The sequence below is a fragment of the Streptomyces sp. NPDC057963 genome, assembly GCF_042887155.1.
Taxonomy (GTDB): domain Bacteria; phylum Actinomycetota; class Actinomycetes; order Streptomycetales; family Streptomycetaceae; genus Streptomyces.
In genome coordinates, this window is sequence record NZ_JBHVPX010000041.1 from 1 (window position 1) to 20,145 (window position 20,145).

Annotated in this window: 16 protein-coding genes; 8 read left to right on the plus strand and 8 right to left on the minus strand. The window is 70.0% G+C overall.

Annotation, left to right across the window (positions count from 1 at the left end):
* Positions 1-15: 15 nt before the first annotated feature.
* From ACFVT1_RS39130 to ACFVT1_RS39150, 5 genes are all read left to right on the plus strand, one after another.
* Entirely contained in the window at positions 16-7,515 is a 7,500-nt protein-coding gene (locus ACFVT1_RS39130) for an amino acid adenylation domain-containing protein (protein WP_389805071.1), read from the plus strand.
* Positions 7,512-8,777, plus strand: a complete 1,266-nt coding sequence (ccrA, locus tag ACFVT1_RS39135; RefSeq protein ID WP_389805074.1) for a crotonyl-CoA carboxylase/reductase — start codon at positions 7,512-7,514, stop codon at positions 8,775-8,777. The genes ACFVT1_RS39130 and ccrA overlap by 4 nt, the downstream gene beginning before the upstream one ends.
* Before the next feature lie 43 nt (positions 8,778-8,820).
* A complete protein-coding gene (locus ACFVT1_RS39140) occupies positions 8,821-9,030 on the plus strand; it encodes an MbtH family protein (RefSeq protein ID WP_362210950.1) in 210 nt (69 codons plus the stop codon).
* A gap of 46 nt (positions 9,031-9,076) precedes the next feature.
* Complete coding sequence (locus ACFVT1_RS39145; protein ID WP_389805077.1) at positions 9,077-10,351, plus strand: cation:proton antiporter; 1,275 nt, start codon at positions 9,077-9,079, stop codon at positions 10,349-10,351.
* Between the two features lie 173 nt (positions 10,352-10,524).
* Complete coding sequence (locus ACFVT1_RS39150; RefSeq protein WP_389805080.1) at positions 10,525-11,418, plus strand: phytanoyl-CoA dioxygenase family protein; 894 nt, start codon at positions 10,525-10,527, stop codon at positions 11,416-11,418.
* A 299-nt stretch (positions 11,419-11,717) separates the two neighbouring features.
* Here ACFVT1_RS39150 and ACFVT1_RS39155 read toward each other — a convergent pair whose 3' ends face one another.
* Complete coding sequence (locus ACFVT1_RS39155) at positions 11,718-12,863, minus strand: CaiB/BaiF CoA transferase family protein (RefSeq protein ID WP_389805083.1); 1,146 nt, start codon at positions 12,861-12,863, stop codon at positions 11,718-11,720.
* 118 nt (positions 12,864-12,981) lie between these two features.
* Positions 12,982-13,785, minus strand: a complete 804-nt coding sequence (locus tag ACFVT1_RS39160) for a sulfotransferase family protein (protein ID WP_389805086.1) — start codon at positions 13,783-13,785, stop codon at positions 12,982-12,984.
* A gap of 182 nt (positions 13,786-13,967) precedes the next feature.
* On the opposite strand from ACFVT1_RS39160, the gene ACFVT1_RS39165 reads away from it, so the two are divergent.
* Entirely contained in the window at positions 13,968-15,032 is a 1,065-nt protein-coding gene (locus ACFVT1_RS39165; RefSeq protein WP_389805088.1) for a polyprenyl synthetase family protein, read from the plus strand.
* Between the two features lie 296 nt (positions 15,033-15,328).
* On the opposite strand, the gene ACFVT1_RS39170 is transcribed toward ACFVT1_RS39165, so the two are convergent.
* Positions 15,329-16,039 carry a DUF4232 domain-containing protein gene (locus tag ACFVT1_RS39170; protein ID WP_389805091.1) on the minus strand — a complete coding sequence of 237 codons (711 nt, stop codon included), beginning with the start codon at positions 16,037-16,039 and terminating at the stop codon, positions 15,329-15,331.
* 577 nt (positions 16,040-16,616) lie between these two features.
* Here ACFVT1_RS39170 and ACFVT1_RS39175 point away from each other — a divergent pair.
* Complete coding sequence (locus ACFVT1_RS39175) at positions 16,617-16,796, plus strand: hypothetical protein (RefSeq protein ID WP_389805094.1); 180 nt, start codon at positions 16,617-16,619, stop codon at positions 16,794-16,796.
* Positions 16,793-17,146 (plus strand): metalloregulator ArsR/SmtB family transcription factor, encoded by a 354-nt coding sequence (locus tag ACFVT1_RS39180; protein ID WP_362211006.1) that lies wholly within the window; start codon positions 16,793-16,795, stop codon positions 17,144-17,146. Before ACFVT1_RS39175 ends, ACFVT1_RS39180 begins: the two co-directional genes overlap by 4 nt.
* Before the next feature lie 453 nt (positions 17,147-17,599).
* Here the strand turns inward: ACFVT1_RS39180 and ACFVT1_RS39185 are convergent, their stop codons facing one another.
* Genes ACFVT1_RS39185 through ACFVT1_RS39205 form a run of 5 tightly spaced genes read right to left on the minus strand, consistent with a single transcriptional unit; the run spans position 17,600 to position 20,055 of the window.
* Positions 17,600-17,821 (minus strand): alkylphosphonate utilization protein, encoded by a 222-nt coding sequence (locus ACFVT1_RS39185; RefSeq protein ID WP_389805097.1) that lies wholly within the window; start codon positions 17,819-17,821, stop codon positions 17,600-17,602.
* Between the two features lie 40 nt (positions 17,822-17,861).
* Positions 17,862-18,287 (minus strand): anti-sigma factor antagonist, encoded by a 426-nt coding sequence (locus tag ACFVT1_RS39190; RefSeq protein WP_389805100.1) that lies wholly within the window; start codon positions 18,285-18,287, stop codon positions 17,862-17,864.
* 18 nt (positions 18,288-18,305) lie between these two features.
* Entirely contained in the window at positions 18,306-18,737 is a 432-nt protein-coding gene (locus ACFVT1_RS39195) for an ATP-binding protein (RefSeq protein ID WP_389805103.1), read from the minus strand.
* Entirely contained in the window at positions 18,734-19,693 is a 960-nt protein-coding gene (locus tag ACFVT1_RS39200; protein ID WP_389805106.1) for a SulP family inorganic anion transporter, read from the minus strand. The genes ACFVT1_RS39195 and ACFVT1_RS39200 overlap by 4 nt, the downstream gene beginning before the upstream one ends.
* A complete protein-coding gene (locus tag ACFVT1_RS39205; RefSeq protein WP_389805109.1) occupies positions 19,690-20,055 on the minus strand; it encodes an ArsR/SmtB family transcription factor in 366 nt (121 codons plus the stop codon). The genes ACFVT1_RS39200 and ACFVT1_RS39205 overlap by 4 nt, the downstream gene beginning before the upstream one ends.
* Between the last annotated feature and the right edge of the window lie 90 nt (positions 20,056-20,145).

Consider the following 20,145-nt stretch of genomic DNA (forward strand, 5'->3'; position numbering starts at 1 on the left):
TTGCGGGTGCGTGGTGTGGATTCGGGTGAGGTGGCGGCGAAGTTCGATCTGTCGTTCCATGTCGCGGAGCGTTTCGGTGTGGATGGCGGTGCGGGGGGTGTCGAGGGTGTGGTGGAGTTTGCGGAGGATTTGTTCGACCGGTCGACGGTGGAGTCGTTGGTGGCTCGTCTGGTGCGGTTGCTGGAAGCGGTGGTGGCTGATCCCGACCGGTCGTTGACCCGGCTGGAGATCCTTGAGCCCGCTGAACGCCACCAGCTCCTCACCACCTGGAACGACACGGCCGATGAGGTGTCCGAGGAGACGCTTCCCGCACTCTTCGAAGCGCAGGCGGCCCTCACCCCGCACCACCCGGCGGTCGTGTTCGGCGACACCGTCCTGTCGTACGCCGACGTCAACACCGCCGCGAACCGTCTCGCCCGGCTCCTGGCGGCCAGGGGCGCGGGTCCCGAAGAGGTGGTCGCCCTCGCGCTTCCACGATCCGTGGATCTCGTGATCGCGATGTACGCCGTGACGAAGACCGGAGCGGCCTATCTGCCGCTCGATCCGCAGCAGCCCGCCGGCCGCACCCTGGCGATGCTGGACGAAGCGCGGCCCGTGCTCGGTATCGCCGAGCGGGCCACCGCCGACGAACTGTCCGGCGAGGGTGCCACCCCGTGGCTCGTCCTCGACGGCCAGGACGTACAGGAGGCGCTGGCCGAGCAGGCGGGGACGGACCTGACGGACGAGGAGCGGACCGCGCCCCTGCGGCCGCAGCACCCGGCCTACGTCATCTACACCTCCGGCTCCACCGGCCGGCCGAAGGGCGTCGTGACGTCGCACGAGGCCATCGTGAACCGGTTGGGCTGGATGCAGGACGCGTATCCGCAGGGGGCGCAGGACCGGGTGCTGCAGAAGACGCCGGCGGGCTTCGACGTCTCCGTATGGGAGTTCTTCTGGCCGCTCCAGGCGGGTGCGACCCTCGTGGTCGCGAAGCCGGACGGACACCGGGACCCCGCCTACCTCGCAGCTCTCATCCAGGAGCAGCGGATCACCACGGCGCACTTCGTGCCGTCGATGCTGAGCGCATTCCTCGCCGAGAAGACCGCGGCGCTGTGCGGCAGCCTGCGCACCGTCTTCAGCAGCGGCGAGGCGCTCCCGCCGGAGACGGCCGACGCCTTCCGTTCCGTCCTCGGCGCCCGGCTGCACAACCTCTACGGCCCCACGGAGACGGCCGTCGACGTCACGCGCTGGGAGTACCGGAGCGAGCCGGGTGCCACCCGCGTGCCCATGGGCGTACCCGTCCGCAACACCCGTGCCTATGTCCTGGACGAGGGCCTGGGCCCGGTTCCCGTCGGAATCGCCGGAGAACTCTATGTGGCGGGGACGCAGCTGGCTCGGGGGTATGTGGGCCGGCCTGGTCCGACGGCGGAGCGGTTCGTGGCGGATCCGTTCGGTGGTGGTGGGGGCCGGATGTACCGGACGGGTGATGTGGTGCGGTGGCGTGCGGACGGGAATCTGGAGTTCCTGGGCCGTGCCGACGACCAGGTGAAGATACGCGGCTATCGGATCGAGCCGGGGGAGATCGAGTCGGCGCTGCTGTCCTGCCCCGGTGTCGCGCAGGCGGCGGTCGTGGTCCGGGAGGACCGGCCCGGTGACCGGCGCATCGTCGGATACGCCACCGCCGACGCGGGCGCCGCGCTCGACGGCGAGAGCCTGCGCTCCGCTGTCGCGGAGGTACTGCCCGACTACATGACGCCGGCCGCGGTCGTGATCCTTGGCGAGCTGCCGGTCACCGCCAACGGAAAGCTGGACCGGAAGTCGCTGCCCGCTCCGGAACCGCGCGGCCCGGCCGCCCGCGCCCCCCGCGGGCGGCGCGAAGAGGTGCTGTGCGCCTTGTTCGCCGAGGTGCTGGGCCTTGCCCAGGTCGGTGTGGACGACGGGTTCTTCGCACTCGGCGGCGACAGCATCGTCGCGATCCAGCTGGTGAGCCGGGCGCGTCGGGCCGGTGTGATCATCTCGCCGCGGGACGTGTTCCGCCATCAGACGGTCGCGCAGCTGGCACTGTTCGCCGCCGACGAGCGGGAGCACGACCGGGCGCGGGACGCGGGAGAACCGGCCGACGACGGTGTCGGGGAGGCATCCCCCACCCCGATCACGGAATGGCTGCGTGAGACGGGCGGACCGGTTTCCGGACTCAATCAGTCGACGCTGCTCACGGTGCCCGCGGCACCTCACGAGGACCTGTGGCTGACCGCACTGCGGGCGGTCGCGGACCGGCACGAGGTGCTGCGCTCCCGGCTGCGCCGCTCCGACGAGGACTGGCGGCTGGACGTCGTACCCGCCGACTCCGTCGACGTGCGGTCGTGGCTGCGCCGGGTGGACGTCACGTCCGTACCGCCGAGCGGCCTGGCCCAGGTCATGCGCGACGAGGCCGCCTCGGCCGTCGGCCGTCTGGACCCCGAGGCGGGGACCATGACGCAACTGGTGTGGTTCGAGGCGGGAGCGCAGGCCCCGGGCCGGCTGCTGTGGATCGTGCACCACCTGGCCGTGGACGTGGTGTCCTGGAGCGTCCTGGGGTCAGACCTCCGCACCGCGTTCGAAGCGGCGTCGGCCGGCGGTCCGGCGCTGCTGGCGCCCGTAGGCACCTCCTTCCGGCACTGGTCGCGAGAGTTGGCGAAGGAGGCCCGCCGGGAGACGCGTGCGGCCGAACTCGCACTGTGGTCGGCGCAACTCGCCCCGGGCGAGGCGCCGTTCGGTGCGGCGCCGGCCCCCGGGCGTGACACGTACGACACCGCGCTGACGCTCTCCCTGGAGCTCCCGGAGGAGGAGACCGCACAGCTGCTGGCGGCGGTGCCGGTCGCCTTCCGCGCCGGGATCGACGAGGCGCTGCTGGCCACCCTGGCGCTGGCCGTCGCCGAGTGGCGGGACCGGCGCGGTCGCGGCCGGGACACCGCCGTGCTCGTGGACGTCGAGGGGCACGGGCGGGAGGACGTCGTGCCGGGCGCGGACCTCTCCCGGACCGTGGGCTGGTTCACCAGCCTGTACCCGGTCCGGCTCGACCCGGGCGTCGACGCAGCCGAGGTGTGGTCCGGCGGCCCGGCCGTCGGACAGGCGCTCAAGCGGGTGAAGGAACAGCTGCGGGCCATTCCCGACCACGGGATCGGCTTCGGTCTGCTCAGGTACCTGAACCCCCGCACCGCGCCCCTGCTGGCCGCACTTCCCCGGCCCGCCATCGGCTTCAACTACCTGGGCGCCCGCAGCGCCGCGACGGGTGGGGAATCCACCTGGACCGCGGCGACGGACATCCAGGTGGAGGTCCCGGCCAAGGACGCGAAGGCGCCCTTCGCGCACAGCCTGGAGATCAACGCCGCCACGCGGGCGACTGCCGACGGCGCACGGCTGGGCGCCGTGCTCTCCTGGCCGCAAGCGCTCTTCACCGCGGAGGAGATGGCCGACCTCGCCGAGCTGTGGCTGACGGCACTCAGGTCCCTGGCGGCCCACGCCACCACCCCCGCCGCCGGCGGCCTCACCCCGTCCGACCTCGCCCTCCTCGACCTCGGTCAGGCGGAGATCGACGAGCTGGAGGCCACCGAGTGGGGTGTGGAGGACGTACTCCCGCTGTCGCCCCTGCAGGAGGGGCTCCTGTTCCATTCCCTGTTCGCGGGGGGTGACGACGACGTCTACGCGGTACAGCTGGCCGCGGACGTGGAGGGCCCCGTCGACAGCGAGGCGCTGCGGGCCGCCGCCCGCACGCTGCTGCGCCGCCACCCGAACCTGCGGGCGGCCTTCCGGCACCAGCCTTCCGGCCGCGCCGTCCAGGTCGTGCCGCGCCACGCCGAGCCCGACTGGCGGGAACGGGACCTCACCGGCCTCCAGGGTGACCAACTGCGCGCCCGGCTGGAGGAGTTGCTCGACGAGGAACGGAGCCGCGGGTTCGACCTCGCGGTGCCACCGCTGCTGCGGTTCATGGTGATCCGCCTGGGCGACGGACGACACCGCGTGGTGATCACCCACCACCACATCCTCCTCGACGGCTGGTCGATGCCGCTGCTCATGGCCGAGCTGCGCGAGCTGTACGAACGGAACGGCGACGACACGTCCCTCATGCCGGTGACGCCGTACCGCTCCTACCTGGAATGGCTGTCCCGCCGGGATCAGGAGGAGAGCCTCCAGGCGTGGCGGAAGGAACTGGCCGGGCTCGACGAGCCGACCCGGCTGAGCGCCACCGACCTGCGACACGTGCCGGTGATGCCGCAGTGGCTCACGGTGGATCTTCCCCGTGAGCTGTGCGACACGCTGCGCAGGCGCACGTCGGAACACGGCGTCACGCTGAACAGCATGGTCCAGCTGGCCTGGGCGGTGCTCCTCGGCAAACTCACGGGTCGCGACGACGTCGTCTTCGGAACGACCGTCAGCGGCCGGCCGCCGGAGATTCCCGGCATCGAATCGATGATCGGACTGTTCGTCAACACCATCCCGGTACGGGTCCGTCTCGACCCGGGCGAGACCTGGGCGCACGCACTGGCCCGCGTACAGGACGAGCAGGCCGAGATGACCGGCCACCACCACGTCGGCCTGACGGAGATCCATAAACTGGCCGGCCTGGGCGAGCTGTTCGACACCCTCGTCGTGTTCGAGAACTATCCGGTCGACGCCACCCGCGCCGACACCGCCGACCGTGCGCGGACCGTGGGCTCGCTGGACAACGACGCCGCCCACTATCCGCTGACCCTGGTGGCCGCCCTCTCCGGCGACGGGCTGCGACTGCGGCTCAACCACCGTCCTGACGTGATCGACCCCGTCTTCGCGGAACGGCTTCTGGGCTGGTTCCAGCAGCTGCTGCGGACCCTGGCCGACGATCCCCGCAGCCCCCTCGGCGGGGCCGAGCTGGTCGAGCCGGCCGAGCGGCGGCAGCTGCTCACCGAATGGGGGGCCGGCGCCGCGGCGCACGAGGGACCGGACGGCGCGACGCTCGTCGGGCGGTTCGCGCAGGTGGCGGAGCGGCAGCCGGATGCGGTGGCCGTGCGCACCGGAACGAAGGACGTCACCTACGCGGAACTGGACGCTCTCGCGGACCGGGTGGCCCAGGAGCTGATCGCTCGCGGGGTCGGGGGCGAGAGCAGGGTCGCGGTGCTGTTCGACCGCTCCCTCGACCTCCTGGCCGCCGTCCTGGGAACACTCAAGGCCGGCGCCGCCTATGTGCCGCTGGACCCGGAGAGCCCCACGGTCCGGTGGACGACGATGACGGATCGCAGCGGCGCCACGGTGCTGCTCACCGGGCGGGACCGGGCGGAAGGCGTCCGGAGCCTGCCGGACTGCGCGGCCCAGGTGGTGGTCGTCGACACCGGGCTCGCCGCCGAGTCCGTGGACGCGCAGGCCCCCGCCGTTGCCGTCGCGCCGGACCAGCTCGCCTGCATGATGTTCACCTCCGGCTCCACGGGAGTTCCCAAGGCCGTTGCGGTGACGCACCGCAACGTCGTGAACTTCGTGGACGACGCGGGATGGAACGAACACGGCACGGAGCGGGTCCTGTTCCACTCGCTGCACGTCTGGGACGCGGTGGCGACCGAATGGTGGGTACCGCTCCTGCGCGGAGGGTGCGTGGTCGTCGCACCTCCGGGCCGGCTGGACCTCGCCGTGCTGCGCGAGCTGATCGTGCGCGAGCGCATCACCGGTCTCTGGCTGTCCGCCGGAGTGTTCCGGCTCCTGGCCGAGGAGGACCCGGCATGCCTCGCGGGCGTCCGCGAAGTCCGCACGGGCGGCGACGTGGTGTCGGCGAGCGCGGTCCGCAGGGTGCTGGAGGCGTGCCCCCGGACACTGGTGATCAATGGCTATGGGCCGACGGAGACGACCGTGTTCGCGGCCACGCACCGGATGCGGGCCGGGGACCCGGTTCCCGAATCGGTGCCGATCGGGCGGCCGTGGGGCGGCTCCCGGCTGTACGTCCTCGACGGACAGCTGCGACCGGCTCCGGCCGGGGTCGCCGGCGAGCTCTACGTCTCCGGCGCCGGTGTGGCCCGTGGCTATCACGGCGATGCCGCGGCAGCGGCGGAACGGTTCGTGGCCGACCCGTACGGGCCGGCCGGAGTGCGGATGTACCGCACCGGGGACCTGGTGCGGTGGCGGGCCGACGGCACGCTCGACTTCCTCGGCCGCAGTGACTCGCAGTTCAAGCTGAGAGGCTTCCGGATCGAGCCCGCCGAGGCCGAGGCGGCACTGGCCGCACTGCCCGAGGTCGCCGCGGCCCTGGTCACCCTCCGCGAGGACCAGCCGGGCCACCGGCGGCTGGTCGCCTACGTGACGGCGCGGCCGGGCGGCTCGGAGCCGGTCCCCGAGCGGCTGGCGGCGGCGCTGGCGAGGACACTGCCGGCGCACATGGTGCCGTCGGTGTTCGTGACGCTGGACGCGATTCCGCTGACCGCCAACGGCAAGGTGGACCAGGCGGCCCTGCCCGCCCCGCGGTCCGGGTCGGAGCCCGGCGGAAAGGGCCGCGCGCCGCGCTCCGACCGTGAGGAACTGGTGTGCCGGCTGTTCGCCGAGACCCTCGGGACACCCCGGGTGAGCATCGACGACAACTTCTTCGAGCTGGGCGGGGACTCACTCCTCGCCGCGTCCCTGCTGGCCCGCCTGCGGGCCCGGCTGGACCCCCGGCTCACCATCCCGATGCTCTTCGAAGCCCCCACCGTCGCGGGGCTCCTGGCCCGGGCCGCCGCCCCGGACGCCGACGACGGTCTCGGCATCCTCCTCCCGCTGCGGACCGGCGGGGACGAGCCGCCGCTGTTCTGCTTCCATGCCGGAGGCGGCCTCGGCTGGCGCTACTCGGAGCTGCTGCGCCACATTCCGGCGGGCCGGCCGCTGTACGGACTGCAGGCACCGGCGTTCAGCAGGCCGGGTGAGCACCCGTCCTCGGTCGGCGAGATGGCCGCCCTGTACCTGGAGCACATCCGGACGGTGCAGCCCCAGGGTCCGTACCACCTGCTCGGCTGGTCCTTCGGCGGGCTCCTCGCCCACGCCGTCGCCTGCATGCTCAGGGCCGACGGCCAGGAAGTGGCACTGCTCGCCGTGCTCGACTCCTACCCGGCCGGGGAACCGGGACCAGTGGAGCGGCCCGCGGAGCACGACGTGCTGCACGCCCTGCTCGAAGCCGTCGAGCTGGATCCGGCACGGACGGCCGGTGGGTCCCTCACCGGTGGACCGCTCAGTGTCGAGCAGGCCGCCGGACTGCTGCGCCGGAGCGAACTGCCGCTGGCCCCGCTGGTGGAGCGCAACCTGGCGGCTCTCGTCGAGACGTATCGGAACAACGTGGCGCTCCGGGGCACGCACACGCCGGACTTCTTCGACGGGGACATGGTCCTCTTCGTCGCCGCCGGCGAGGAGCACCCCGGCAACGCCGAGGACTGGAAGCCGTACGTCGGCGGGGCCGTCACGGCCCACTTCGTCCCCTGCGAGCACCGCGACATGCTGCGGCGCGACTCCCTCCAGCAGATCGCCGCCCCGCTGAACGCCGGGCTGCGGCCGCGCCCCACCGGCGCATGACCACCGAGGAGAACACGGTGAAGGAGCTGTACGAACCCGGGGAGATACCCCCCCTGGGGCATGTCCCCAGCCACATGTACGCCGCCGTCATCCGGCCCGAGCGGTACGGACAGCCGTCGCGGGCCATGGCCCTGGAGACCGTTCCGGTCCCCGCGCCGGGCCGAGGCCAGGTCGTGATCATGGTGATGGCCGCCGGGGTGAACTACAACGGCGTGTGGGCCGGACTAGGCTCTCCGGCCGATGTCATCGCGGCCCGCCGCAAGCAGGGAGATCCGGACGACTTCCACATCGCGGGCTCCGAGGGATCCGGGGTGATCTGGGCCGTGGGGGAGGGAGTCACCCAGTTCAAGGTCGGTGATCACGTCATCGTCGGCGGAGTCTGCTGGGACGAGTCGGCGTCCGACATCCGGCTCGGAGTCGACCCCACGGCCTCGCGGTCCCAACGCGCCTGGGGATACGAGCTGAACTACGGCTCCTTCGCCCAGTTCACGGTCGCCGACGAGTACCAGTGCCACCGCAAACCGGCCCACCTGACCTGGGAGGAGGCCGGCAGCTTCCTCGCCGGCGGATCGACCTCGTACCGCCAGCTGTGCGGCTGGGCGCCGAACGTCGTGCGACCGGGCGACCCGGTTCTGATCTGGGGAGGCTCGGGCGGACTGGGCTCCATGGCGATCCAGATCGTCAGGCACTTCGCCGGTATCCCCATAGCCGTGGTCTCCGACGACGCGAAGGCGGAGTACTGCCTCAGGCTGGGTGCCAAAGGCGTCATCAACCGGAGCGAGTTCAGCCACTGGGGCCGGCTGCCGGACTCCGACGACACCGAGGCGTACGAGACCTGGCTCAGCGGCGCCCGGGCCTTCGGCCGAGCCTTCTGGTCCGCACTCGGCGAGCGCCGCTCGCCCCGCATCGTCCTGGAGCACCCGGGCGCGGACACCCTGCCGACCTCCGTCTACCTGTGCGACAACGCCGGGATGGTCGTGACCTGCGCGGGGACCAGCGGCTACAACGGCGACCTGGACCTCCGCTACCTGTGGATGTTCCAGAAGAGGCTCCAGGGCTCGCACGCGGCGAACGTCCAGGAGACCCGGGCGATCATCGAACTCGTGGGCTCGGGGCGGATCAGCCCCTGCCTGAGCAGCACGATCCCGTTCCAGGAGATCGCGCACGCGCACCAACTCGTCTACGAGAACCGCCACCCGGCCGGAAACATGGCCGTACTCGTCAACGCGCCGGCCGGCGGTCTGACCGGGCTGCCGGTCTGACGCGCGGCACATCCACCATCCGCACCAGACAAGGAGAACCATCATGAGCAACCCGTTCGAAGACCCGGAGGGCACCTACCTGGTCCTGGTCAACGACGAGGGCCAGCACTCCCTGTGGCCGCACTTCGCCGAGGTCCCCGACGGATGGGACGTGGCCAAGCCGGCCGACAGCCGCCAGGCATGCCTGGACTACATCGAACAGAACTGGACCGACATGCGGCCCAAGAGCCTCATCGCCGCGATGGGCGGCTGATGTCGCGCCGACAGGCGTCGCGGGACGCCGAGAAGGAGGGGGACGGATGCCGGGCGACACCCTGACGAAGTTCCTGCTGTGCGCGGTGACGATGATCGTGGTGTGCCGACTGCTCACCGCCGTCATGGTGCGGATCAACCAGCCGCCGGTCATAGCGGAGATGCTCACCGGCATCGCGCTCGGTCCGTCCCTGTTCGGGCTGCTGCTGCCGGACGCCCAGAAGTGGATGTTCCCGGAGCAGTCGATACCGGTCCTGTACGCGCTGGGGCAACTGGGCATCGCCTTCTACATGTTCCTCGTGGGGCTGGAGTTCAGCAGCTCGCTGACCAAGGGCAGTGGACTGCTCAGACGCTGCCTGTCCGTCTCCGTGGCAGGGATCTCCGCGCCCTTCCTGCTCGGGGTCGCGGTCACCGCCTGGCTCTTCAGCAACCGGCCGGAGCTGATCCCCGAGGTCGGCGGCACCTACGGGGCGGTCTACATCGGCATCGTCGTGTCCATCACGGCGCTGCCCATGCTGGCCCGCATCATCGAGGAGCGGGGACTGCTCGGCTCCCGGTCGGCGATGGTCGCACTGGGCGCGGGGGCCATCGACGACGTCATCGCCTGGCTGGGCATCGGCCTGATACTCACCTTCACGGCGGCCGGCGACGTCAGTCCCGTTCTGACCGCCGTGGGCTTCGTGGCCTTCATGGCCGTCCTGTTCGGCGTGGTGCGTCCCGGACTGCGGTGGTTCATGTCCCGGACAGGCGACGGGCAGAGCGCGGGCTTCCTCCCTCTGGTCTGCGCACTGCTGTTCGCAGCGTGCGCGACGACCGAGTTCCTCGGACTGCACGTGGTGATCGGTGCCTTCGCCCTGGGCATGGCGTTCCCCAAGAGCGACGCGCTGTCCCGGTGGTCGGCCACCGTCCGCCCCTTCGCCGTGGGCGTGCTCCTGCCCTTCTACTTCGTGTACACCGGCCTGCGGACCGACATCCAACTGCTCGGCTCCGCCGCCATGGTGACCGGAGTACTGCTCTTCCTGGCCGCGTCCGTGGTGGGGAAGCTCGGCGCGTGCATGGCCGCCCAGCAATGGCACGACCGGGACTGGGCGCAGTCCGCCCAGGTCGGGGTGCTGATGAACACGCGCGGCCTGATCCAGCTCATCGCCCTGAACATCGGTCTGGAATCGGGCCTGCTCACCAGCACGGTCTTCGCGCAGCTGGTCGTCGTGGCTGTCGTCACCACGGTCATGACGAGTCCGGGCCTGAGCCTGCTCGAAATGTGGCAGCGAAAACGGAAGGTCGGCGTGCCGCCGGCGCGGGAAATTACGCGCCTTTCCTAGCCGGTGTCAATCTTCCATGGGTGGCGTGAAATTCGTCGAAGAGTGTGAATTTTCAGATCGATGTGAATTCGAGAGGCCTGACAATGAAGGAAACAACACCCCGCGAAGCGTTGGAGAAGAATGGATTCGCGGGACCGTTCCCGCGCTTCGCCTCGGACGACACCATCGGGGAAGTGAAAGAATTCTTCCAGGACGTGCTCGAGCACCAGCCCGTCCACCCGCTGTACAACAGGTATTCCGTACGTGACTGGCACCTGATCAACGAGAAGGTGCGCGAACTCCTCACCGCGCCCGAACTCATCAAGTCGCTGGAGCAGGCGACCGGCGCGGACTCGCTGATCCTGTGGCGCACCAAGCTCTTCGAGAAGTACCCCGGAGACGGCGCGATCGACTGGCACCAGGAGTACGGGTACTTCGACGGCGAGGAAGTCGGCGGCCACAGGCCGGCGCTCTTCCCGATGAACCCGTCGAGCCAGTGGGACTGGACGCTCTGGCTCGCGCTGACGGACGTCTCCGAGGACGACGGAGTGATGGAGTTCGTCAAGGGGTCGCAGAAGTCGCAGTACCCCAAGGGGATGGTCACACTCACCGAGTCCGGCGCCTACGTCGACCCGCGGAACCGGATCAAGACCAAGGAAGAGCTGCTGAGCCGGGCGAAGAACAACAGCCTGATCCTCGACATCGACACCCGGCGGATGTTCGACGGGGTGGACCCCGACCAGCACTCGCTGGACGACCTCTTCGACCTCCTGGCCGAGCGCTGCTCCGACCTGCTGGCCGTGGTCACGGAGCCCTTCGAGCTGGCGCCCGGGGCCACCCGGACCATGCCGATGAAGGCGGGGGAGTACACCATCTTCACCGAACGGTGCATGCACCGTTCCCGCGCCTCCCTGCCGGACGCGCGGCTCCGTCTGGCCGTGAACGCGCGCTACACGCTCGGCGACACCTGGGTCTACCCCCAGCGCGCCACGGGCGACACGTTCGACGGTTCGAATCTCGACATCAAGCAGCACACGTGCATTCCGGTGCTGGGTGACGGTTTCAACCCGGACAACGTCTACCTCTGACAGGCCTCGGTTCCTGCCCCGACCCACCCTGCCCCGACCCTGCGCCCCCGGGTCGGGGCAGGGTGCGAGGCCCTGCGGCACACAGACGAGGGTTCGAACGAAGGAGTGGCACGAAGGCTCTGGTACTCGCCGGTGGTGAGGGGACTCGGCTGCGTCTTTCCACGCACACGGCAGTCAAGTCTTTCGTACCGGTCGCCGACAACCCGGTTCTCTTCCACTGCCGCGAAGCGGATGCCCGGGCGGCGGCGGGATCTCGGCCGGTCGCCCCGCCGCCGTCGGCCCGGGCGGCAGGCGGCTTGTTACCGGTCCAGTTCGGCGAGGACCTCGGCGGTGTGCTCACCGTGTCCGGGAGCGGCACCGCGCAGGGAATCGAGACCGGATCCGAATACGACGGGGAAGCGCACCTGCTGCCGGGGGTGTTCGGTGGCCGAACCGGGCAGGGTGCCCACCAGCCCGCGGACGGTGACGTGTTCATCCTCGAGAACCTCGGCGGTGGTCTCGTAGACGGGCGCCCAAGGAAGGTCCAGTCCGGACAGTGCCGCGGACCACCAGGCGAGGTCGCGCTGGGCGAAGACATCCTCGAGCAGTTCCCGCACCTCCCTCTTGGCACGCGTCCGGTCCGCCCGGCGGTCGTAGCAGGCGTCGGCGAGCACCGGGAACTCCGCGGCGAGGGCCTGCCGGAAGGTGAGCCAGAACTTGTCCTCGAAGGTCGCGAACGAGATCCGGCGCCCGTCGGCCAGCACGAATATGTCGTTGTCCCCCGTGACGAGCGGACTGTCGGCGCGGGGCCTGCCTTCCTGGAGCGGCGGCGCGAGCGCACCGGCCCAGGCCGCGGCCGCTTCGTGCAGCGACACGTCCACATGCTGGCCCTCGCCCGTTGACCGCGCCGAGGAGACCGCCACCGCGGTGGCGAGCGCGGCGTACATGGCGCCCGCCATGTCCGCCACGCGTACGCCGACCCGGTCGACGATCCCGTCCGCGCGGTGCGGCACCGCGAAGAAGCCGGACAGGGCCAGGAAGTTCAGGTCGTGGCCGGGCCGCGTGGCGTAGGGGCCGGTCTGGCCGTAGCCGGTGATCGAACAGAGCACCACGCGGCGATTGACCGCGCGCAACTGCCGGTAGCCGAGTTCCATGCTCTCCAGGACGCCGGGGCGGTGGCTCTCCACGACGGCGTCGCTGCGCTCCACGAGACGCAGCAGGGTCTCCCGGCCGGCCTTTTCGCGCAGGTCCAGCACGACCGAGCGCTTGTTGCGGTTCAGCGCGGCGAAGGTGTCGGGGTCCACGATCCTGCCGTAGTCGCCCCCGTTCGGGCTCTCGACCTTGATGACGTCGGCACCGAGGTCGGCCATCATGAGGGTGGCGAAGCCGCCCGGCAGCAACCGCGAGAGGTCCAGGACGCGCAGCCCCCGCAGGCCCGGCCAACCAGCCGTCGGTTCGACCGGCATGAGCACCCCTTCGCAACCGCCGACCTCCGGGCGAGGGCGGCCTCAAGTGTTCGCACCGTATCGGCGCAGCGCCGCAGGACACTTGACCGCGCCTGTACGGCTGACTGCCGGTCCCGCCCTACACGTAACCGAATGCCCTGCAGTGACCGGCCAGGTCTTCGGGAACCTCATCGATGGCCGGCAGCCGGCGGTGGGGCTGGATCACACCGGAGGAGATCCTCTCGCGCCAATCTCCGAGGAACATGCGGAACGATCCGTGATCCTGGCTTCCGTAGTTCAGCATGTCCGACTCCCACGGCACCCCGAGGTAGTCGCACAGGTTCTCTGTGACGACCTCCGGGGAAGTCGTCAGATCCTCGTACCGCACGGTGATGCCGTCCAGGTGGGCGCGGGCCTCGGCAACCGATTCGATCATCGGAGCGATCTGATGGATGGCGGTGGTCCGAATCTTTGCCTCCACTTCCTCGGTGCCTTGCGGAAGCGGTATTTCGGCCAACTGGTCGCGGAAGATCTCGGACAGGGATTCCAGTACATGCATCGGATGGCGGAGCAGGAATATGTACCTGGCGTGAGGCCAGCACTCGGCTATTCTTTTCCACATGAAAGCATTTCCTGGTGTCTTTTCCACCAGTATGCTCTTCCCGCTGGCCTTCAACTGGTGATCGAGAAGGCGATCCCAGAGTATGTGGCCGAGCTCGGCAGTCGAGAACCCCATCTCATCCATGGCCGCAGTCGCAGGCTTCGTGTCGAGTTCGACCCGAATGCCTTCCAGATGCATCTCGTGGCCGGCGTACACCTGGGAATGCGTATTCAGTACGCATCGAAGCAGGGTCGACCCCGACCGCACTGTCGAAATGATAAAGACCGGAGATTTTACGAGCCTGGCGGCAGGACCATTCCGGGAGTCCGCGGGCGTGTTCAAAATGAACTCCTTCGGTAATCACGTCGAGTGACGCCGCCTGACGGCTGCCCGAGGACGCTACAGCGGAGGGGTGGGCCGCAGCTGGATCTGTTCTGTATCCGAAGCTGCCTCTTTCCGTGAGTGCGGGGTGTATGCGAGAAATGCCTGTACTTCTCTGCCGTGCACCGCATCAAGGAGCTCATATGCCCTCGACGCTTTCACCGCGCAACATGACCGATACCTCCGCACGTCGGCGGCGTGACCGGCTCCTGGCCCGAGTGGAACAGCGGATCGAGGAGTTCCTTGCCGCCGAGCGGCGCCGGTGGGCGGCGGTCGAACCGGTCTCGGTCGAACTGCTCGACTGCGTGGTCGGCATGTTCGGCAGCGGGGGGAAAAGGATGCGCCCCGCGTTCTGCGTCGCCGGCTATCTGGCGGCCGGAGGTGACCCGGACGATCCGGTGATCGTCGACGTGGCGGCGGCGCTGGAACTGCTCCACAGCTTCGCCCTGCTGCACGACGACGTGATGGACGACGCGGAACGGCGTAGAAACAGGCCCACGGCACATGTACTCCACGAGGAGTTGCACGGGCAGCGCGGCTGGCGGGGCGAGGGCCGCCGGTACGGCGAGGCGGTCGCCGTCCTCGGGGGCGATCTCGCCCTGGTGTACGCGGAGCGCCTGCTCGCCGATTGCCCACCCGAAGTGCGCCGTATCTGGGGGGAGTTGTGCACCGAACTGATGGTCGGACAGTTTCTCGACGTCCGCAGTGCGGCCCAGTTCGACGCCGATCCGGAGCGATCCCGCTGGATAGCCCTGCTGAAGTCCGGTCGCTATACGGTCTCACGGCCCTTGACGCTCGGAGCCGCTCTGGCAGGCGGCGAGAGGTTCCTGGAAGCGTTCGAGGAGTACGGGCTGGCAGTCGGCGAGGCGTTCCAGCTCAGGGACGACCTGCTGGACGTCTTCGGTGATCCGGATGTGACGGGCAAGCCCGGACGGCTGGACCTCCAGCAGCACAAGATGACTCTGCTGATGTCCCTGGCCCTGCGGGACGAGCCCGCGATCCAGGAGCTGTTCACCGGCGAGGGCAGGGCGCCGGATCCGGATGTCCTGCACCGTCTGCTCATCGCCACCGGCGTACGCGACCGAGTGGAGACGGTGATCGAGGAGCGGGTGGGCGCAGCCGGCCGGGCCATCGGCGAGGCCCTCACCCCCGAGTGGGCGGCTGAACTCCTCAGCATGGCCACCGAAGCGGCGTACCGCACCGGCTGAGCGACCCGGTCCGGCCGCACCGAGCCGGGGCCGGATCTCCGCCCCCGCTGAACGAGTGGGCTCTGCGGAGGCTTCCTGGTGAGCAAGAGCCGAGGGCAAGTGCCTTTCCAGCCCTGTTGGAAGAGGCGCCTCACGGCACTGTTCCGGCCCGCCACCTGAACCGCGACGCGTCCTTGCCCGTGCGCGGGTCGACGGGGGTGCCGCAAGCACTTCCCCTGAAGTCTCCGTCCGGCTACTGCTCCCGGCCCGCCGGGAAGCCCGGCAGGTGCTCATGGCGGAAGCGGTCGCCCTTTCGCTCAGCTGCTCGCGGTGCCGGCGACCGGGCCGACATACGTGCCCGGGTGGGTGGCGCCGTCCTGGCGCAGGACGGCGATGCGCTGCCACGGCCAGGCCAGCGTGGCGGTCGTGGTGGTGTCGGGCGGGGTGACCTTGACGCTCTTGGGCAGGAACGGCTTCTGGTCCGGGGCACTGGAGGAGGGACTGACGGGCAGGAACGTCAACTCGGCCATGGTGGCGACGCCGGGCTGAAGGGTGACCTTCTGTGCCGTCGTCTTCTGCCACGCGATGCTCCACCTGTCGCCGGTGGCGGTCACGAGATCGACGCCCGGGTGCCCCTGGACCGTGCAGGTGCGCTTGCCGACGTTGGTGAACAGCAGTGTGGCGGTGGTCTGGGTCGCCTTGGGGTCGGGGTCGGCGTCGGTGCCGTGCACGAGGGACGGTTTCAGCTCCGCGCCGGTGCAGGCGGACTTCGCGGCGGCCCGTGCGGCGGTCTTCGATGACGGGGGAGTGACGGCGGTGTCACCGCTCCTACCGGCGGCAGCACGGTCTGCCTGCGTGGGATGCGCGGTGCCTGAAGTGGAGTTGGACTTGTCCGCTGCCCTGGTGGGGGACGCGGGGCCGCTCGCCCTGGCGTCGGATCCGCCGCAGGCCGTAGCGGTCAGGGCGAGCGTGGCTGTCGCGGCGAGGATGACGGTGAAACGGTTCACTCGGGTGAGCCTGGCGTTCATGCGGCGCATTCCTCCGTGGTCGTCATGCTGTAAATGCGGCTTGCACCCAAGGAGAGGCGGCCGTGGGCAGAGGCGGTTCATCGGGCTGTGCCACAGCCGTGTAACAAGCGCCTCGGGCGCCAGGTACGGACTGATGCACCGGGGCAGGAGCGCCGGTGTCCAGCCTTGTCGACGAAGGCGCGCCGACCCGGACCGCGTACGCGGAGCAGGGGCATGTCGACCGACTGCTTGGATGTGCCTCTCCCGCACCGGGCGACGACGGGCCACTGGGGTGACCCGGCGCGACGAACCCTCCTTCGGACACCGGAGGAGACCGCGCAGGATCCGCAACTGCGCGCGAACGACATCGTCGTGCCCCCGGAAGGGGGCAGCGGGCTCGAATACACCATCAGCAGCCCGCGGGTTCACGCGTGCACGGCCGCTGCTGATCGTCGGTGTCCGCTGGTGTGCGAGGGCCCGGCAGGGTGACCGGGTGAGGTTCGGACGTGCGTGAGGCATCACTCGCCCCTAGGATTGAAGAGTTCTGCAATTTATTAGTTCTCGTATCAGTCAAGGGGTATGGGTGGAGGGTGTGGTGGTGGGTGTGTTCGCTGACGAGGTGAGGGAGAGGGTCCGTCGGGCGCGGGCCCGGCTGGCGGAAGCTCTGGACGCTGAGGATGCCCATGGAGCGGCCCTGGCCGAGGACGAGGTGGAGGAGGCGCTGCGGATGGCACGCGAGCACGGCATTCGCACGGATGACGGGAGAGCCGGGGCGTGAGCGCGGTTCAAGTACCTCTGTATCAGGCGAAGGCGGAGTTCTTCCGGATGCTCGGCCATCCGGTCCGTATCCGGGTACTGGAGTTGCTGCAGGACGGGCCGTTGCCTGTGCGCGACCTGCTGGCAGAGATCGGGATCGAACCGTCGAGCCTGTCGCAGCAGCTGGCCGTACTGCGTCGTTCCGGGATCGTGACCGCGACCCGTGAGGGCGCCACCGTCGTCTATGAGCTGGCCGGCGGGGATGTGGCGGAGCTGATGCGGGCCGCGCGTCGGATCCTGACCGTGATGCTGGCAGGGCAGCAGGATCTGCTCGAACAGTTGCACAGCGCCGAATCGCGGGCGGCGTCGTGAACCGGGGTATTCGCAGGCACGCGCGCCGAAGGGGTACGTGGCCTGCCGAACGTGAAGCGGCATGCCAGGACGGTGCCGCCGGTCCCGGCGTCGGTGAGGTCGGTTTGCGTCAGCACCGCCGAGGCCCTCACCTCCTTCGGGCTTGCCCCCGATTCCTCGCTGACCGACGCCGTGCTGCTGGGCTGTGAGTGAACTCGTCGCCGACGCCGTACGGCACGAGCACGCTACCGAGTACCGGACACGGAACGGGAGGCGGGCCATGAGTGACGGCGCCCGAGACCGGAACCAGCCTGCTCTTGAGGGCGGTGGGGAGTGCGCGCCGGGTGGACAAGCCTGGTTGCTGGACGCGGCTTTCACGCTGCCGCGCGGCTCAAGGCGGCGGGAAGAAACGCCGCACGCGCCGTCCCCGTTGTGAGGCACGGGGCGCAGCGCGTGCGACGCGTGAGTCCTGTGTCAAGCCTTCTTCAGGAACTCGGTTTTCAGGACGAGGCCCTTGACCTTCTTGGTGTTGCACTCGATCTCGCCGGCCTGGCTGGTGAGGCGGATGTTCTTGACCAGGGTGCCCCGCTTGAGGGTCTCGGAGGTGCCTTTCACCTTCAGGTCCTTGATCAGGGTGACGGAGTCGCCGTCCTCCAGAACGGTCCCGTTGCTGTCCTTCACGATCACGTCGCTCATGGTTCTTCCTTGCTCGGGTCGTTGCTGTGCATTGCTCGTATCAGGCTCGGTCGGTGCTGGTGCTGGTGCTGGTGCCGGTGCGCGGGCCGGGCCACTCGTCGGTGCACCCTTCCCGTTTGTCCCCGGCCGGGGCTTGGTGGGCGGCGAGGGCGGTGGGCAGGTCGCAGTGGACGGGGACCGGCGGGTGGGTGTCGTCGGGGACGAGGGAGCCGTCGGCGGGGATCGCGGCGAGTTCCAGGCGCCGCCCGTCGCCGTGGAGTTGGCGGGCGGCCTGGGCCACGGCGAGCCGGCCGCCGGTGGACCAGCCACGCAGCTCGGTCAGGTCGAGGACGACCGGTCCGGTGCCGCGTGCCCGGACCCAGCCGATGGCGCCGGTGAACCGGTGGACGGCGTCCGGACCGAGGTGTCCGGCGAGAGAGAGGACGCCGAGGCCGGGGTGGGTGGCGTAGCGCCACTGGATGGTCATGGTCGCTGCCTCGGTCTTCTAGAGGGGGAGGGTGACCCAGATGCTCTTGCCCTGGCCGTCCGCGTCCCCGCGTACGACCGCGGTGCCCCCGAGCTGGAGGGTCAGCTCGGCAACGGTGGCCAGGCCGGTATTGCTGGCGCCCGTGCTGGTGCCTGTGGTGTGGAGGGTGGGCTGGTGGGGGTGGCGGTCATGGACGGCGAACACGAACGTGTCCGGCCCGCCTGCGAAGACGACCGTCAGGTTCGGGGAGAGCACGGCGGCGTGACGCACGCTGTTGGTCACCAGCTCCGCGAGGATCAGCAGCGCGGGATCCACGTTCGGATGGCGGCGGCTGACCCCCCACTCCGTCAGTACCTGCTCCGCCGTCTCACGTGCGATCCGCACGGCCGAGCCCATGGTGGGCAGGGTCAGCACATGCCGGTACGGCAAGGTTTCGAGCTGCGTACTCACATGGTCTCCGGGGAGAGGAGGCGGAAGCCGTCGACTGCCTGCGGACGGATCCGTACGAGGGTGTCGTGCGGGCCGTAGGTCCGGCCCGGCAGCGTACGGCGGTAGTGGGCTGCCTCGTCCGTGTCCGTGACGACCTCGGCCGGTCCGGTCACGGTGACGGTCCATCCGGTGCCGCCGGGCCCCTTGATCAGCCCGGTCCTCTGCAGGTGGGCACGGGCCCCGGCGATGGCCTGCGGAGTGGAGGCGTACGCGCGCCCCTCCCGCTGCAACAGGCCCGAAGCGCCGACGGAATCGAGGGTCTGGCGCCGGCCGGGGCGGATGCCGGAGGTCATCACGGCGATGCCGCGCCGGTTCAGCTTCTCCACGGCGTCCTTCAACACGAGAGCGCCGGTGGCGTCCATGGTCGTGATCCGCGACATCCGCAGGACCACCACGCGCACGTCGGCGACCTCGGAGAGTTCGAGGAGGAAGCGGTGGGCGCCGGCGAAGAACAGCGGACCGTCGATCCGGTACGCGACGAGGTGCTCGGCCAGCAGCGCATGCTCCTCCACCACCGGAGCAGGGACATTCCGCATGTACCGGCCGGCCTTCAACAGGACGAGCACGACCAGCAGGACACCGGCCATCAGCCCGACCGTCAGCACTCCGCCGGACCCGTACCGGGCAACGATCGGTACCAGCACCACCGTCATCGCCCCCGTGGGGCCGGAGACCTGGAGATTCGAGCCGCCGGACAGCGCCGCCAAAGCGCCCGCCACCACGGCGGTCGCCAACCCGGCTTCTGCACCGAGCCCCGAGGAGACACCGAACCCGGGAGCAAGCGGCAGGGCCACAAGGGCGACAGTGAGGCCGGCGAGCAGGTCACGGCGCGGATTACGGGCCAGGACCGCGTAGTCGGCGCGGGCGGGCAACAGGGAGCGCACCCGATCCCAGGACCGGGCCGACAACACGCTCACTCGGCCGCCACCTCTGCTTCCCGCAACTCGGCCAGGAGTTCGTTCCGTCCGCTCAGCATCTCGGTGAGGATCCTGCGCGCCGCCCGCATCAGGTCCGCGACGTCGCCGCCGGCCAGCTCGTACACCACCGTCGAGCCCTCCCGGACAGCGGTCACGATCCCCGAGCGGCGCAACACCGCCAGCTGCTGCGACAGCGCAGACGGCTCCACATCGATCGCTGCCAGCAGATCGCGTACCGGCATCGGTCCGCCCTGCAGCAGTTCCAGCACCCGTATGCGCACCGGGTGCCCGAGCATCCGGAAGAACTCGGCCTTGGCCTGATACAGCGGAACCGGAACCGGCACGGTCTCGAACACTCCCATCGCCCAGGTACCTGGGACATCGCCGGCGCTGTGCCTCCGGCCTACCTACGGACACGGCCTCTACAGCATGTATCGAATTGCAAAATTATG

Coding starts and splice junctions, on each gene's coding strand:
- ccrA (WP_389805074.1), top strand. CDS start 7,512: ATGACCACCGAGGAGAACACGGTGAAGGAGCTGTACGAACCCGGGGAG.
- ACFVT1_RS39140 (WP_362210950.1), top strand. CDS start 8,821: ATGAGCAACCCGTTCGAAGACCCGGAGGGCACCTACCTGGTCCTGGTC.
- ACFVT1_RS39145 (WP_389805077.1), top strand. CDS start 9,077: ATGCCGGGCGACACCCTGACGAAGTTCCTGCTGTGCGCGGTGACGATG.
- ACFVT1_RS39155 (WP_389805083.1), bottom strand. CDS start 12,863: ATGCCGGTCGAACCGACGGCTGGTTGGCCGGGCCTGCGGGGGCTGCGC.
- ACFVT1_RS39165 (WP_389805088.1), top strand. CDS start 13,968: ATGCCCTCGACGCTTTCACCGCGCAACATGACCGATACCTCCGCACGT.
- ACFVT1_RS39170 (WP_389805091.1), bottom strand. CDS start 16,039: ATGAACGCCAGGCTCACCCGAGTGAACCGTTTCACCGTCATCCTCGCC.
- ACFVT1_RS39185 (WP_389805097.1), bottom strand. CDS start 17,821: ATGAGCGACGTGATCGTGAAGGACAGCAACGGGACCGTTCTGGAGGAC.
- ACFVT1_RS39190 (WP_389805100.1), bottom strand. CDS start 18,287: ATGACCATCCAGTGGCGCTACGCCACCCACCCCGGCCTCGGCGTCCTC.
- ACFVT1_RS39205 (WP_389805109.1), bottom strand. CDS start 20,055: ATGGGAGTGTTCGAGACCGTGCCGGTTCCGGTTCCGCTGTATCAGGCC.